At 64.5% G+C, this 16334-nt stretch carries 6 protein-coding genes; all 6 read right to left on the bottom strand.

Going from position 1 to position 16334, the window contains the following annotated elements; translation table 11 throughout:
• Positions 1-17 precede the first annotated feature (17 nt).
• The gene (locus M1E17_RS07170; protein ID WP_457966437.1) at positions 18-6164 is read right to left on the bottom strand and encodes an Ig-like domain-containing protein; all 6147 of its coding nucleotides are present in this window, start codon (positions 6162-6164) and stop codon (positions 18-20) included.
• A gap of 169 nt (positions 6165-6333) precedes the next feature.
• The gene (locus M1E17_RS07165; RefSeq protein WP_457966436.1) at positions 6334-12498 is read right to left on the bottom strand and encodes an Ig-like domain-containing protein; all 6165 of its coding nucleotides are present in this window, start codon (positions 12496-12498) and stop codon (positions 6334-6336) included.
• 133 nt (positions 12499-12631) lie between these two features.
• Entirely contained in the window at positions 12632-13801 is a 1170-nt protein-coding gene (locus tag M1E17_RS07160; RefSeq protein ID WP_457966434.1) for an adenylate/guanylate cyclase domain-containing protein, read from the bottom strand.
• Positions 13791-14390 carry a PH domain-containing protein gene (locus M1E17_RS07155; protein ID WP_457966432.1) on the bottom strand — a complete coding sequence of 200 codons (600 nt, stop codon included), beginning with the start codon at positions 14388-14390 and terminating at the stop codon, positions 13791-13793. The genes M1E17_RS07160 and M1E17_RS07155 overlap by 11 nt, the downstream gene beginning before the upstream one ends.
• Positions 14383-15318, bottom strand: a complete 936-nt coding sequence (locus tag M1E17_RS07150) for a biotin--[acetyl-CoA-carboxylase] ligase (protein ID WP_457966430.1) — start codon at positions 15316-15318, stop codon at positions 14383-14385. The genes M1E17_RS07155 and M1E17_RS07150 overlap by 8 nt, the downstream gene beginning before the upstream one ends.
• Positions 15319-15385: 67 nt before the next feature.
• Complete coding sequence (locus M1E17_RS07145; RefSeq protein ID WP_457966428.1) at positions 15386-16291, bottom strand: SDR family oxidoreductase; 906 nt, start codon at positions 16289-16291, stop codon at positions 15386-15388.
• Positions 16292-16334 lie beyond the last annotated feature (43 nt).

Below are 16334 nucleotides of genomic sequence, written 5' to 3'. Positions count from 1 at the left end.
GACTGGCGGGCTGGGCGTCAGCACCGGGGAACGTCGGGTCCATTGATGTCGATGGTGGCGAGCTTGACGTACCAGCCGGGGTGCGGGCCGTTCTCCATCCGGTACCACTTGTAGTAGCTGGGCGGGTTGGATGATTCGCTGGACCCGTAGATGTTCATCCAGCATTGGCTCACAATCCAGCCGTCGGACGTCGAGACCCAGTTCGCGTCACTCGAACCGCAGCGGGCGTCGCCACCCACATTGCTGTAGCGGTCCGCGACTCCGGGCTTGCCCGGGCAGCTGTTATTGTCCGCGGGCTTGACCCGGACCGTTGTTGCCGGCGGAGCGGGATTTGCGCCCGACGTCGAACTCACCGGGCCGCCGATGCCACCGGCCACCACGGACACGGCCCGGACACGCAGGTTACGGCTGTTGCTCCAGCCACCGCCGGGGGCATCAAAGCTGTTGGCCTTGCCCACGTTCTGCCAGCCGCCCCCGTCCACACTCACCTCGTAGTGGCTGAGCGGACGGCCGTTCGTGTTGGGGTTGTTCCAGGTCCAGTGAACCTGGCCGTCGCCGGTGGCCGAAGTCCTGCCGTCCACGCTCGGAGCGTTCGGCGGTCCATAGGGGTTGCCGGTACCTATAGCCTGGGCGTCGCCCGAGACGTTGTTCTTGGTGGACGTGGCGATGATGGTGACCGTGATGTCGCGGCCGTTGGTAAGTCCATTAATGGGGCCGCCGCCTGCGGGGATAGTGCCCGACCTGCCGTCGGCGTTGTACGTGTACTGGATTTCACTTTCGGTGGATCCGTTCCGCTGGGCCTGGGTGAGCGGAGCGAAGGTCACACGCAGCTGGCCGCTGTTGCCGGTGTCCGCCACCGTTCCGCTGCTCACCTGGCCCGGCTTGCCCGCAGCGCGGATAGCCGCCGACGGGCTGCTGGTCCCGCTGGTCCCTGCCTTGTTGGTGGCAGATACCGTGAAGGTGTAGTTGGCCTCGGAGTTATCCACCGTGACGTTCTGCGAGGTTCCGACGGTCACCGGCTGGCTGTTGACCACAGCTCCGCCACGCAACGTGGTGAGGGTGTAGGAGGACACTCCGTCACCATTGTTGTTCGGTGCGGTCCAGCTGACTTTCAGCTGGCTTTGGGCCCCGACGGAGCCCGCATCAGATGCGGTGGGCGGCGCCGGCGTTGCGGGCGGACCTGCCGGCACCTCCGCTGCGGAGTACGGGCTCCACTCGGACGGGTCCTTGGCATCGTTGCGGGCCAGCACGCGCACCTTGTAGGCCACACCGTTCTGTAGCCCCTTCCAGACATAGCTGACGGCTGTCAGGTTCTGGATCTGCGCATTCTGTCCGGCGGGAGCCGGAGAGATTTCAAGGTCGTAGGACTTGACCGGTGACCCCTTGCTGGCAGGTGCCACCCAGGTGACGGCGAGCTCCTTATCGCCGAATTTCAGGGCAGGAGCCAGGGGGGTATCCGGCTTCACGTCCGGACGGACCTCAGCAGAAGCCGGAGACTTGTCGGAGTCGCCGAATTCGTTCGTGGCCGTGACCTGGAAGTGGTACTTGGTGTCGTTGGTAAGACCTGTCAGGGTGCACGTGTTCGCCGGGCATTCCTGCTGGAAGCCGTTTTCGCCAAAGACCGTGTACTTGGTGATCGGGGCGCCGCGGTCTGCGGGGGCGCCCCAGGTCAGCAGTGCAGTCTGGTCCCCCACGCTCTGCGCCTGGGGAGTCGTCGGAGCCATCGGAGCGTCCTTCACCGTCAGCCGTATACGTGCCGTGGCGTTGCGGGAATCGTCCCCTGTCTTGTCCGCCACCGTGTAGGCCACAACCATGGTTCCGGTGAATCCGGACGACGGTGTGACCGTGACGGAATCTCCCGAAATCCCGGCAGTTCCCTGGCCCGTTTCGGTGATGGCGGAAAGGATCTTCAGCGGTGATTCCGGGAAGGGGTTTGCGTCGTTGTCCAGGACCTTGACGGTTACCGGCTTCCCCGCCGCGGCGCTGGGCTCCACATCGTCATTGGCCACCGGCTTTGGCCGGTTGGAGGCCGTTACTGTCAGCTGGAAGGTGGCGGTGGCTTCCAGGCCGCGCGAATCCTTGGCCTTGACCTGGACTGAGCCAGTAGTGCCGGAGGTGCTGTTGTCAGCGGCAGAAACCTTAAGCGATTTGCCGTCGATGCCGGCTTCGAATCCGCCGGGGCTGGCTCCCACCAGCTCGTATGTCATTTTCTCGAGATCATCGCGGTCCGGGTCCGCCGTCAGCTTGCCCAGGTCAACGGTAGCTGCGTCCCCCTTGGGAACGTCAACGTTGGCACCCAGCAGTTCCGGCGGGTTGTTGCGGTTGGGGTCCGGCAGCACCTTGGTGCGGATGCTCAGGGTGGACTTGAGGCCGGCGGGATCATCCACGCCGCTTCCGTCTGTGACCTCGAAGCTGATCGAGCCGGGGCCCACATAGTCAACGCCGGCGGTGTACTTAAGCTGGGTACCGTCTCCGGATCCGGGGTCGCTGCCGTCGGAGCCAATGAGCTTGACCCGGTCCGTCTGGGTCAGGCGCGGCGAGCGTCCTTCCCGGACCTTCACCCATTCGTCCAGGTCCACCGTGACCGACTGACCGGCGATGACCTCGATCACTTCGTCCTTCGCGAGCGTGGGCACTTGCTGCCCGATGCCCGGTACCCAGATGATGGCCGTCGACTTCTGGCCGTCCACGTCTTCCACGGTGTACGGAATGAGCTGCGGCTGCTCGGTCAGGTCAACGATCATGTTGCCGTCAGCGCCGGGGCGGGCAGTCGGCAACTCCGTGCTGATTTTCAGGTTCTCCCCCACGCCGTCGGGGTCTTCATCGTTCTTGAGGACCGGCACGTCCACGGCGGTCTTTCCCATTGTTTGGGCGGACGTCACCCTGTCGTCGCGGGCAATGGGTGCCTGCAGGGGCACGTCATTGTCCACCACCATGCGGATGGTCGCCTGCGCGGACGCATCCCTGTCATCGGCGACGGAGTAGCGGACGTTGACCGTTCCCGCGGCATTGGGCGCCAACAGGATAATCCGCCCGCTCTGCTTGCTCACGGTGGCCTGGAGGGCAGGATCGGCCTCGATGCCGTCGGTGAGGACCCGGATGAGGTCACCGTCGGGATCGGTGTCGTTGCCGGCGGCGTCAACGGCAATCTGCCGCCCGGGCCGGACCTTGACCTCGTCGTCCACGGGAGTGGGATTCTGGTTGGTTTCCCCCCGCGGTGCTATTCCCACAGTTACGGTGCCGGTATTGACGGCGCCCTGCCGGTCCACCACCTTGTAGCGGAAAGTGTCGGTTCCGGCGCCGTCGCCGGCAGCCGTAAAGTCAATGAAATTACTGCCCACGGCTGCCGTCCCCATGGCCGGGGTGCTGTCGATGCCCGTCAGCTGCACGGAGTCGCCGTCGGGATCTATCCCATCCAGCGGAACGGGGATGCGCACGGTGCCCGCAGCCACCACCCGGGCCGTCAGGTTCCGGGGCTGCGGCCGGGAGTTTTCGGCGCCTTCCAGCGGAAGGATATGGATGGTGACGGCCGCGGCGCTCTTCTGCCCCTGCGGATCCACGGCGTTGTAAATCGCGCGGACCGTTTTCGGCTGCGGTCCGGCGATGAACCGGAGGGTGTTCTCCGAAACGAAGCTCTTGCCGTCAGCTTGGTCCACTCCCTGCGGAAGGACGGGATCAACCGTCAGTTTTTCGCCCTGCGGGTGGGTGTCGTTATCCAGCACCGGAATGGTGACGACGTCGTTGATGCGGACGTTCACCTCATCAGGTTTAGGCTGGGGCGCTTCCACGATGGCGGGGGCCGGAACCGGAACAACAGAGACGCTTCCGGTGGCGGACTTCTTTCCGTTGGACATGGTGTACTCAAAGAGGAACGGGTCTTTGGTGCCCAGGATGTCCGTGATCCGCAGGACGCTGTGGTCGATCACGCTGACGGACGCGGTGGTGTTCTCCGGAAGCTTGACGGACTGCAGGACCAGGACGCCGCCGGAGGGGTCCGAGTCGTTGGCCAACGGATCCAGCAGGACGCTTCCTCCAACAGGCATCAGCGCAACGTCGTGGACGGCCACGGGGTCGCCGCCGTCCTTGCCCGATTCCACGTCAACCCGGATGAGTCCCTGGCTGCTCTGTGGACCGTTGCTGGCAATGTACGTAAGGTAGACCGGGCCCGGGGTGGTGCTGCGGAACGTGAAGGTGCCGCCGTCTGTGACAGGACCGAGTTCGGCAGGGCCATTGGCCTCCACCTGGGCCAGCCGCAGGGCACCACCGTTGGGGTCCACGTCGTTCTTCAGCGGGGCGATCACCAGGTCCTGGCCCACCACTGCTGTGACATGGTCGGCATTGACCACGGGTGCGAGGGCTCCGGGCGGCTGGACGTTGACCACTACTTTTCCGGTGACTGTTGCCCGGCCGTCCCAGATGGTGACGGTGACGTTCTTCTTGCCGGCCGTGGCGCCGGAATCCTGGAACGTCAGCAGCCCGTCACGGCGGACCTTGACCTGGTCCTGGTCGTTGTCAGCCTTGGCATCCATCAGGACCAGGTCGTCGCCGTCGGGATCTGCCCAGTCGGTGAGAATGTTCTGGCTGACGGTTTTGCCCTGTTCGACGAGCATGGTGGTGGCGTCCCCGCCCCGTTTGAACTGGGGCGGCCGGTTTTCGTCCGGGCCCACCACGCTCAACGTCACCTGGCCGCCGGCGGACAGCCCCCGGCCGTCCGCCGCGTTGTAGTCGAAGGATTCGGTGCCCGGGTTTGCCGTGGCCGGGACAGAGATCTGGAAGGCGGTGCCGCCATAGATGCTCTCCAGGCTTCCGGCCTTGGGACCGGCATTTCCGACGGCGGCGGTCAGCACGTCGCCGTCGGGATCGGAGTCATTGTCCAGGACGCTCAGGACGGTGGTACGGCCGGGGCGCACGCCGACAATATCCGGTTTTGTTTCCGGCGGCCGGTTGGGTTTGGTGCGGTCAGGGAGCACGTTGATGGTGTTGTTGTCTGCCGAATCCTGGTCCTGTTCGTCGGACTCGTTTTTGGGCGGGACAACGTCGTCCCAGTTGTTCACCAGCTGCATGTTCTGGTTCACCAGCCACACATTCCCGGAGTTCACATCGTTCAGGACCACCACATCCCGGTTCACCCGGAACACATACGACGGCGACGCACTCGCCTTCGGCACATCCACGTTCTTGTCATCAACATCGTTCACGCAGTCCCGCACATACTTGTTCGCACCAGACCACGCCGCATGCACACACCCCGCCAACTGCACAGGCGCCGCCGGCACCCCCTCACCATCAAAGGTCACAGTCTTCGCCGTGGAACCATCCAACGGCTGCTTCAACAACGCCTTCTGCGTCGAAATCGCCACAACATCACTCGCCGGACCAGTCTGCTGCAGCTTCGCATCCCGCGCATTATCCAGCTGCAAACGCTTCCCGCCCGGCAAAAACAGCTTCCCGGCCCCGGCATCAAGAACCACCGGCCGGTCCCCCACCACCGTGATCTGCAAATCCCCCGAGCCCTTCAGCTCGCCCCACGTACTGGACTCCGACGACGACACCTCACCATTGGCATCCACGCCGGTAACAGTGACCACCCCGGACTTCGGATCCGCACTGTAAATACGGTCATCAGACCCCACGGCGGACACCAGGCCCTCCGAACCCACCATCACCGGTTCCGTGGCTTCCTCATCAAAACCATTGACCGTGGACGGCGACACTGCCCACACCTTGCCTGACGCCGGATCAGTCACCGAGATCACCTGCGCGCCAAAACTCACCTCGGCGGCACCGGGCAGCTGCTTGTCCCCGCCCAGGCGCATGTTCGCCGGAGAAACCTGGTTCAGCGTCGAACCCGTCTCATCATCAACAAACACATCCCCCGCATGCTGCAAAACATCAAACGTAGTACTCGCCGGCGTCACCGCCCCATCAAGAACACGCGACGGATAATTCAGCCGCCCCACAGCATTCTTGGACTTCGAAACAACCCACACACCACCATCGTTCAACTCCACCTCAGTGGTCTTAAACCCCGGATACAACACAGCACCCGTGACCAACACCACCACGGCGGCTCCAAACGCCGTTCCGGCGATCAGCCGCTTGTGGCGGTTGGCGAGTTTGTTCCGGCGCTTTTTCAGCCCAAGCTTCCCCAGCAGAGTTGTCACAGCGTTACTTTTCCCTCAAATTTATGGCGGCCCCCAGGCCGACCTGTCCAAAGACCCTGTCCAGGGCTCTCTGTTCCCCGCGCTAGCCTACCCAACCCGGTCAGGGGCTGCGATGGGCAGGGCTGCCCATCGCAGCCGCCTGGCGTTAAGCGCGTAATTAGTCCCGGCGTCAACACAGCGGAATACCGTGGGAGTAAGGCAGGTCAAGCTGCGAATGCCTTGCCACCATGTAGAAGCCAACGTTCCGGTTGGAGCCGGGCTCAATCCGGTAGAAGGGCTGGTCCGGTGTGTTGGTCCACTGGTCGTTCATCATCACGTAGCAGCGGACCACGATGTGCTCGCCACTGTTGACGTAGTACCAGGGCGGGGTATCCCCCTTGTTGATGCCCTGGCAGTCAAAGTAGGGCGCGGGCCGGTAGCTGGCTTTGCCATATTCGAACGTGCATGTGCGGACCAGGTCAGTTCCCTTCACAACGGTGGTGATCCACTCGCCCCGTTTGCCGGATGCGGCGATCGCAGCGGGGGCCGTGCCCCCGGTGCCCAGTGAGTTGAACGTCTGGACCTGTATGGACACCAGCTCGCCGTAGCCCTCGGTGTTGACCACCCGGCTCCCGGAGGGCGCCACCACCTCCCAGCCGCGGTTGTTGATGTTGATCTTGGTCTGGGCGACATCGTTGGTGCTGGTGGATGGTGAGGACCAGCTCATGGTCGCGTACTTTTGGTTCATGGGGCCGTTTTCGCCTGCGGCTGTCGGCGTCCCGGGTGACCCATAGGGGGTAGTTGATGCTCCGGCGCTGGAATTGGAGCTCGGCGCAACCGTTGAGTGCGCGATCACCGTGATGGTGGTCTGGACGCCGTTGGTGAAACCACCAACCGTCTGCCCCCGTGTAATGGGACCGCTTTCACCGCTGCTGGCGTTGTAGCTGTAGCTGACCTCATTCACCGACGAGCCGTTCCGTTCGGCAGCCGTGAGTTCCTTGAAATCGATGGCCACCTTCCGTCCGGCTCCCCCGGTGTCTGCCGCAGCGACAGTGACGCCTGAGACCTGGCCCAGTTTGCCGGTGGCGCGCCGGGGTGCCGACGGCGGACTGACTGCACCTTTTCCTGCCTTGTTCTCGGCCTGCACGGTGAAGGTGTATTCGGTTTCGGAATTGTTCGCACTGAAGTTGGCGGTGCGAACGGTACCTGCGATCGTCTGGGTCTGCGGCGTGGCGCCGCCTCCGCTCATGGTGACGTAATAGTTCCTGATCGCGTCGCCGTTGGTGTTCGGTTCCGTCCAGTTAACACGCAACTGATTGGTGGTTCCCACGGCGGAGGCCACGGCGGAGGTCGGTGCCGCCGGCGCGGCGGGCACTCCGGCAGGGTTGTCTTCGGAGGAGTAGATGCCCCAGTCCGAGGCCCCCAGCTCATTGACGGCCTGGGCGCGCACCTTGTAACGGACCCCGTTGGTCAGGCCGGTCCAGGTGTAGGTCAGGCCGGTCACGCCGTTTTTGACTGCAACGCCACCGGCGGGAGGCGGTGAAATCTCGAGGTTGTAGCTTTTGACGGCCGAGCCCTCGGTCTTGGCCGGCGGCCAGTTGATGACCATGTCCTTGTCACCCGCCTTCACGGTGGGCGCTTCCGGTGGAGAAGGCTTTTCGTCCGGCCGGATTTCGTTCGACTGCGGGGACGCCGGAGAGTCTCCCACCTCGTTGGTGGCGGTCACGGTGAAGACATACTTCACGTCGTTGGTCAGCCCGCTGAGGGTGCAGGTCGTGGTGGCACAACGTTGTTCGAAGCCGTTGGTGGACCTGACGGTGTAGCCGGTGATCGGTGCACCGTTGTCCGACGGCGGGGCCCACTTGAGTACCGCCGTCCGGCTGCGCACGTCGGTTGCGGCGGGGGCCGAGGGTGCGTCCGGTTCGTCCCGGACGGTGATGCGGACCCGCCCGCTCACCTGGCGTGACGCATCCCCGGTTTTGTCCGCGACGGTGTATCTGAGCACCATCACGCCCTTGAATCCTTCCGCCGGCGTCACCGTGACAGATTCTCCGCTGATGACGGGTTGCCCGGCGGCGGATCCGGTTTCCACCGCGATCGAAACGATTTTCAGCGGGCTGCCGTCAAAGGGATTGAAGTCATTGGCAAGGACGTTAATGGTTTCGGTCCGCCCCGCGTTGGCCTTGTCCAGGACGTCCTCGTTGGCGGTGGCCAGCGGCCGGTTGGACGCAACGACGGTGGCCGTCACCTGGGCCTTGGCAGGTTCCGAGCGGCCGTCCGTGACCTTCAGCGGAATGGTCCCCTTGCGGCCGGCGGCGATGCCGTCTGCGGAGCGGACGTTAAGTGTCTGCCCGTCAATGGTTGCGGTGAAGCCTTCGGGGGTGGTCCCGTCCAGCTCGAAGGTGAGCTTCTCCTGGTCCCCGGCGTCCACATCCCTGGCCAGGTTGCCCAGGTCAAGGCTGGCTGTTTCGGCCGTCGGCACCTCAAGGTCGCTGCCGCTGAACGTGGGCTGGTGGTTCGCGTTCGGGTCAGGGGTGACCCGGGTGACGATGGTCAGGGTCGATTTCAGGCCCTGGGGATCTTCCGGACCGGAGCCGTCTGTCACTTCAAAGGTGACTGAACCCGGACCGACGTAGTCTTTCAGCGCGGAGTAACGCAGCGTCCTGGCGTCCCCGCCGATGATGTTCTGCGGATCGGCGCCCTGAACCCGGACTTTGTCCGCCTGGGTGATCTGCGGTTCGCGCCCCTCCCTGACGCGGACATACTCGTTCAGGTCCAGGGTGATTTCCTGCCCGGCCATCACTTCCACGACGTCGGTGCGGGCCAGGGTGGGGTGCTCTTCGCCCTGCCCGGGAACCCAGATGACAGCGGTAGCGCTCTGGCCGTCGACGTCCGTGACAGTGTAAGGAACCAACTGGTCCGCCGGCGCAAGGCTGACCACCACGTTGCCATCGCCGCCGACGCGCGCGTTCGGGTTGCCGTCCGGCAGGGTGAGCTTGAGTTCGGAAGCCACCCCGTCGGGATCGGAGTCATTTTTCAGGACCGGCACGTCCACCGCGGATTTGCCCAGTGTCTCGGCGGGCGTGATGACGTCGTCCTTGGCGATCGGTGCCTTAAGCGTTGCGTCTGGGCTGACCCTGACCCGGATGACAGCACCGCCCTGGGCTTTCTTGTCGTCCTGTATTTTGTAGCCGACGCTCTCGTTGCCGGCGGTATCCGGCGCCGTGAGCAGTATCCTGCCGCCGTCGGCCGTCTCGACGCGCAGTTCCGGGCGTGCCTCGAAGGCGTTGGACACCAGCCCGATCGGGTCCCCGTCCGGATCCGAGTCGTTAGTTAACGCGTCCACGGCGATGTTGCGTCCCGGCCGTACATCCACGGCGTCGTCAACGGCGATGGGTTTCTGGTTGTTCGGCTCGGGCGGAGCGATCCCCACAATCACGGTCCCGGTGTTCTCGGCGCCGATCCGGTCCCGCACGCGGTAAGTGAAGGTGTCCGTGCCGGCGGCCGTTCCTGTCGCCGTGAACTCCAGGTAGCCGTCCCTGACCACAGCCGTTCCCATCGCGGGGGCCTTGTCCACGCCGATCAGCTGGACGGAGTCGCCGTCGGAGTCGATACCATCCAGGGGCACCGGGATCCGCACCACCATTCCTGAGACCACACGGGCTGTCAGGTTCTTGGGCTCCGGGCGGGTGTTGCGTTCGTCGTCGCGGGCCCGGACCCGGATGGTGACCTGCTGGGAGTCCGCCTGGCCCGAGTCGTTGGTGACCTTATAGATCGCGTAGACGGTCTTGGGCACGTCTCCGGCGATAAAGCGCAACGTGTTCCCGGCCCGGAACATCCGGCCGTCGGCGTCATCCGGTTTCTGTGGCAGCTCAGGCTCAAGCGAGAGCTGGCCGCCGTTGGGGTCGGTGTCGTTGGCCAGGACCGGTATGGTGACGACGTCGCCTATCCGGACCGACACTTCGTCCGGTTTGGCCTGGGGTGCCTGCAGCTTCGCGGGCGCGGGTACCACGAGGACTGCAATGTCACCGCCGGCGGAAGACTTGCCGTTGGAGATCGTGTATTTGACGCTGAGCTGACCCTGCGCCCGGATGTCCGTGATCCGCACAACGGAGTGGTCCAGGACGGAGACGCTGACCGGCAGGCCGTCGGCAGCAGTGACGGACTGGACCACAAGCACGCCGCCGGAGGGGTCCGAGTCGTTGCCCAGAACGTCCACCAGGACGCTGCCGCCGCTGGGCAGCAAGGCGGTGTCGCGCACGGCGACAGGGGCGCCGTCGTTGCCCCCGGACACCACGTCCACGCGAACAAGCTGTTGCGCGCTGGCGGGACCATTGGTGACGAGGTACGCCACGTAGTGGGCGCCCTCGGCCGTGGAGTTGAACGTGAACGTCTGCTGGTCCGCACCCATGGTGGCGGTGGAGTTCCCGTCCGGCGTGACCTGGGCGAGGCGGAGGGCACCGCCCAGCGGGTCGGAGTCGTTTTTCAGCGGCGCGATCACGGTATCCACGCCGGCCACGGCAACCAAGTGGTCTGCATTGGCGAGGGGCGGCAGCGCTCCCGGCGCGCGCACGTCCACCGTGACCTTGCCCTCGGCAGTTGACTGGCCGTCGGACACTGTCAGGGTGATGACTTTCCGCCCAGGCTCCGTACCCGCGTCCTGGAACGTCAGCAGTCCGTCGGGCCGGACCTTGACCTGGTCCCGGGGATCACTGGCCGTGGCATTCACCACGTAGAGGTCATCGCCGTCGGGGTCGATCCAGTCGCTGAGGATGTTCTGGCTGACGATCTTGCCGGCCTGCACTATCAGCGTGGTGTTCCGGTTGGGCTTCTGCCGGGGAGCGGAGTTCTCCCCCGGCGGGATGATATTGAGCGTGATGTCGGAAGATGCCGTGAGGCCGCGGCCGTCGTCCACGCTGTACTTAAAGGTCTCGGACCCCGTCTTGTCTGCGGGGACACTGACCTGGAATCCGGTGGAGCCGTAGATCGGGGCGACGGGCCCTGACCCGATGGGATCGGGGGCGCGGACAGTGAGGATATCGCCGTCGGGGTCGGTGTCGTTGTCCAGAACGGGGAGGATGGCCGTCCTTCCCGCGCGTATGCCGAACGTGTCCGGTTTGGCCACCGGTGCGCTGTTGGGTTTGGTCCGGTCCGGCAGGACAGTCTGCTGGACTTCGTCCGCGGAGTCCTTGTCTGCGTCGTCGGAGGTCTGCTGCGGCGGGATGACGTCGTCCCAGTTGTTCACCAGCTGCATGTTCTGGTTCACCAGCCACACATTCCCGGAGTTCACATCGTTCAGGACCACCACGTCCCGGTTCACCCGGAACACATACGACGGCGACGCACTCGCCTTCGGCACGTCCACGTTCTTGTCATCAACATCGTTCACGCAGTCCCGCACATACTTGTTCGCACCAGACCACGCCGCGTGCACACACCCCGCCAACTGCACAGGGGCCGCCGGCACCCCCTCACCATCAAAGGTCACAGTCTTCGCGGTGGAACCATCCAACGGCTGCTTCAACAACGCCTTCTGCGTCGAAATCGCCACAACATCACTCGCCGGACCAGTCTGCTGCAGCTTCGCATCCCGCGCATTATCCAGCTGCAAACGCTTCCCGCCCGGCAAAAACAGCTTCCCGGCCCCGGCATCAAGAACCACCGGCCGGTCCCCCACCACCGTGATCTGCAAATCCCCCGAGCCCTTCAGCTCGCCCCACGTACTGGACTCCGACGACGACACCTCACCATTGGCATCCACGCCGGTAACAGTGACCACCCCGGACTTCGGATCCGCACTGTAAATACGGTCATCAGACCCCACGGCGGACACCAGGCCCTGTGAAGCGGTGAGCGCCGGTTCCGTCGAGTCCGCTTCGAAGCCGTTCACTGTGGACGGTGACAGCGCCCAGACCTTGCCCTTCGCTGCGTCCGTGACGGAGATGACCTGCGCGCCAAAGCTCACTTCGGCGGCACCGGGCAGCTGCTTGTCCCCGCCCAGGCGCATATTCGCCGGAGAAACCTGGTTCAGCGTCGAACCCGTCTCATCATCAACAAACACATCCCCCGCATGCTGCAAAACATCAAACGTAGTACTCGCCGGCGTCACCGCCCCATCAAGAACACGCGACGGATAATTCAGCCGCCCCACAGCATTCTTGGACTTCGAAACAACCCACACACCACCATCGTTCAACTCCACCTCAGTGGTCTTAAACCCCGGATACAACACAGCACCCGTGACCAACACCACTCCAGCAACGGAAAAAGCAATGGCAGGAAACCAGCGTGGCAGGTGGAAGCGGGGCCCGGATTCCCCTGCTGCCTTTTGGCGCGCGGCTCGGCGAAGATTCACGGTTTTGTTCCCCCAAGTAAGACTCCGGCAGGGCCGGTCTCCGGCCAGCTAACACCAGGCAGTTATGACTATATCGGCATTCGCTATCAAATGGATAAAGTCGTTCAGCCCTGTGGTTCGGCTGTGTATCCGGTCAGTCCAGGATCAGGCCCTTGCCGAGTCCCCTGCTGAGCAGGACAGGATGGATTTCTCCGAAGCCGCGGACATTTTCGGCCGGCTGCGGTACCAGGACAAAGCGTTCATCCCGGTCCAATGCCGAGGCCGTCATGGAATCCACCAGGACAGTTCCAGGATCGGCCAAGGTGGTGAGCCGGGCCGCCAGATTCACGGTAGGGCCGTAAATGTCTCCGAGCCGGGACAGTATCCGGCCCCAGACCATGGCCACACGTGCCTCCGGAAGGATCTCATCCTCTGTAAAGGCCTGCGCCAATGCAAGGGAGATCTCGGCTCCGGCGGCCGGGGTCTCGGCGATGTAGAGCACTTCGTCGCCGACGGTCTTTACCAAGCGGCCGCCGCCCACTGAGATGATCTCGGCGCACTTGTTTTCGAAGCGCTGGACCAGCCGTGCCAGCGTCTTTTCATTCATCCTGCGGGACAGGCTGGTATAGGACACCAGGTCGGCAAAGCCCACGGCACGAGCCAGCGGCAGGGGCGCGTCGTCCTCGTCGCCTTCGCGGCCCTCCTCGCTGGCCTGCAGGCCGGCTTCGGCCCGGACCGCAAGCCGCTGGACGCCTGCGTTCAGTTGCCGCCGCCACGAGTACACCAGCATCTCCTCGAGCGCATCCACCAGGGCAGGAAGATCGTTGACCAACTGTTTGCGGGCAACGGCATCGGTGACGCCTTGCTCGTGGACCATGTCCTCGACCAGGGCCTCGATCTGCCAGACCACCATCCGGTCCGTCATCTGGCCGATCGACCTGGTGACCGAGATCGCCGCCTCTTCCGTCAGCATTCCGGACCTGACCAGATCCACCACTGTGGAGAGGGCGGCCTGGTCGCGCTCGGTGAAGGCTACATCGTCGTCGCCAAAATTGGGGAAGCCAAGGGCACGCCAGAGTTTCCGCGCCGACAGCAGCGAGAGCCCCGCGCCGGCGGCCACCTCACGGCGGCGGAGCTTCCGTTCACCGCCCAGCAGCCGGGTTTCAAGGGCCTTCGCTGCCAGCCGCTCGGCCGACAGCGTACCCGTGGGAGGGTTCGCGGCCACGGAGAATCCAGGAACGGGAGGAGCGGTGTCAGGCCGGGCGGATTCGGGAGCGGTGGGAGCAGCGGTGTCCTGCTGTTCCTGCTGATCCTCATCGTTCATCCTGTCCACCTTCTCTCAGTTCCCATGGCAGCACGTGGCCCGTATCGTCAAGTGTTCCGTCCATCCACGGTTCCCCGTCCCGGGGCAGCCCGTCGATGGCATCCAGCACAAAGTCCCGGAACCGCGCCGCTTCAGGCACATCCTGAATGGCCATGCTGCCGTGGTATCCGGTCTCCAAGAATATATTCCCTGACCGCAATATGCGCTGCAGGACCGACTGCCTCAACGTCAGGTCGCGCACGGCCGCCAGATTCACCTGCTGGTCCCTCCGTCTCAACATGCCGTATCTGGCAACTATCCTGCGGCTGGTCAGCGTATAACGCGTGGCCTGCCACCGCAGAAAGCGCGGCAGGCAGTATCCCAACCATATCCATGCGGCGGCCAGGACGCATCCCGTGACGAGCCACGGCGACCATTCCGGGGAAATGTCCGGCAGCAGGCGGGTGGCCTCGCCGCGACTGATCCACGCACTGGCAAAAGCAGCCGCGGCGGGAGCCGCGATGAAGGCTGCCGCTGGTCCGGCCAACTGCCTCGGCTGTGGGCGGGTGGTGACTATAACCTGCTCGCCCGGCACGAGGTCTTTACGCATAGCCGCCTTCACTGCCAGGCGGAGCAGCCTGGCCCGGCGGCGTCCAGGGGCGGAGGTGGACGACGTCGCCGGCGGTCACCACGTGTTCGCGGGCATCGCGGTCCACCACAAGGAGGGAACCATAGTCATCAAGCCGGGAGGCGCGGCCGATAATCTCGTGGTCCCCGGGCAGCTGGGCGCGCACGTGTTTGCCTATGGTCACCATGGCCGACTCCACTCTCTTGTGGAGGGAGGCCCCGCCGGCCAGGCCTGCGGCGGGGTCGCCGTCGGCATGGCAAAAACTGCGGTACAGAACGGCGAAACGGGCGAGGTAACTCTTCAGCAGCAGTGTTCGGTCCGCGGTTCGCGGCTGCTCCAACGTCACAGAGGTGGCGGTGGGGACTGGCAGCTCGTTCGCGCTAAGGCTCACGTTCAGTCCTGTGCCAAGGATCACCGGAGGCACCGAACCCCCGGTCATGGGGCCCAGCTGCGCAAGGATGCCGGCGATCTTGCGGCCGCGGACCAGAACGTCATTCGGCCATTTGAGTTCCGCCGGAATCCCGGCCGTCTCCAGGAGCGTCTCGCGCAGCGCCAGGGCGGCCAGCAGCGACAGCCAGGAGTAGGTCTGGGTGGGAAGCGGCCGGCCCTCGGCGTTGGCGGGACGCAGGACTACGGAGACTGAAAGCGAGCTGAGGGGAGGCGACTCCCACCGCCGGTCAAGGCGGCCCCGGGCAGCTGTCTGGTATTCCGCCGTCAGCACGGACAGATCCGGCCACAGCGCGGGCTCAACGCTGACATTGCGCAGCAGGTCGGCATTGGTGGAACCGGTGGTGTCCACCACGTCAAGCCTGGAGATGCCGGTGGCAGAGAGGAAGTCCTGGTCCGCCAGGGCTCCGCGATTCAGGGGGGTCCGGTTTAAAGGCGACCCTGGGGCGTATGCATCATCCATGGTTGAATCCTATCGACTTGCCGTGTCCCCTCAGCCGAAGGCATTCCAACATCCATCCCGGGGTTGCTCAGAGGAAAATGTCGGGAACCAGCTGGTCCTCGGCTGCTCCAAGGCTGTATGCCCGGAAATCCGTGACCCCCGCTGCAGTCAGCACCTGTTCGTCGGTGTAGAAGTTTCCGGTTGGCGAGGCCTCCGCCCCTTGCTGCCCCTCTGCTGTCAGATTACTGCCGGTCAGCACCGCGTGCGCGGCATCCGCCATAATCTGTGGCCCGCGAGCGGCCTTCACCATGGCCTGGCCCCCCGGCATGTTCCGGATGGCGGCGGTGTCGATGAGCGTGCACGGCCACAGGGAATTGACGCGGATCCCGTCAGTCTTGAGTTCTTCAGCAAGCCCCAGGGTAGTCAGGCTCATCCCGTACTTCGCCATGGTGTAGGCAAGGTGCCTGCCTGCCCAGTGGGGATCGAGATTCAGCGGCGGTGACAGTGTGAGGATATGGCCTTGCGTCGATTTCCGGAGCGCGGGCAGCGCCAGCTTGGACAGCAGGAACGTACCACGGACGTTGATGTCCTGCATCAGGTCGTAGCGCTTCATGTCCACGTCGTCGGTCTTTGAGAGATCGATGGCCGAAGCATTGTTGATAACCACGTCGATTCCGCCAAAGCGGTCCATTGCAGCGGCGACAGTGCCGGCGACGTCGTCGTCATTGCGGACATCCCCAACCAGCGGCAACGCCTGCCCGCCGACGGCCTCCAGTTGCTCGGCGGCGGTAAAGACAGTGCCGGCCAGCTTCGGGTGCGCCTGGCCGGTCTTGGCCATCAACACGATATTGGCCCCGTCCTGTGCCGCCCGGGTGGCTATGGCCAGCCCGATTCCGCGGCTCCCGCCGGAGATCAGGATAGTGCGGCCCTGAAGGGAACCGGCGGCCTGGTACGGCGCTGCGGCGGCACCCAAAGCATCGTTGCTCGAAGTCATGCCACTACTGTAGCGGAATTATGTTACTGGCGAGTAACTTAAG

This window comes from Arthrobacter sp. D1-29, from assembly GCF_054130585.1.
This window is presented reverse-complemented; position numbering and strand designations above follow the sequence as displayed.

Coding starts and splice junctions, on each gene's coding strand:
- M1E17_RS07155 (WP_457966432.1), bottom strand. CDS start 14,390: ATGCGTAAAGACCTCGTGCCGGGCGAGCAGGTTATAGTCACCACCCGC.
- M1E17_RS07145 (WP_457966428.1), bottom strand. CDS start 16,291: ATGACTTCGAGCAACGATGCTTTGGGTGCCGCCGCAGCGCCGTACCAG.
- M1E17_RS07150 (WP_457966430.1), bottom strand. CDS start 15,318: ATGGATGATGCATACGCCCCAGGGTCGCCTTTAAACCGGACCCCCCTG.
- M1E17_RS07160 (WP_457966434.1), bottom strand. CDS start 13,801: ATGAACGATGAGGATCAGCAGGAACAGCAGGACACCGCTGCTCCCACC.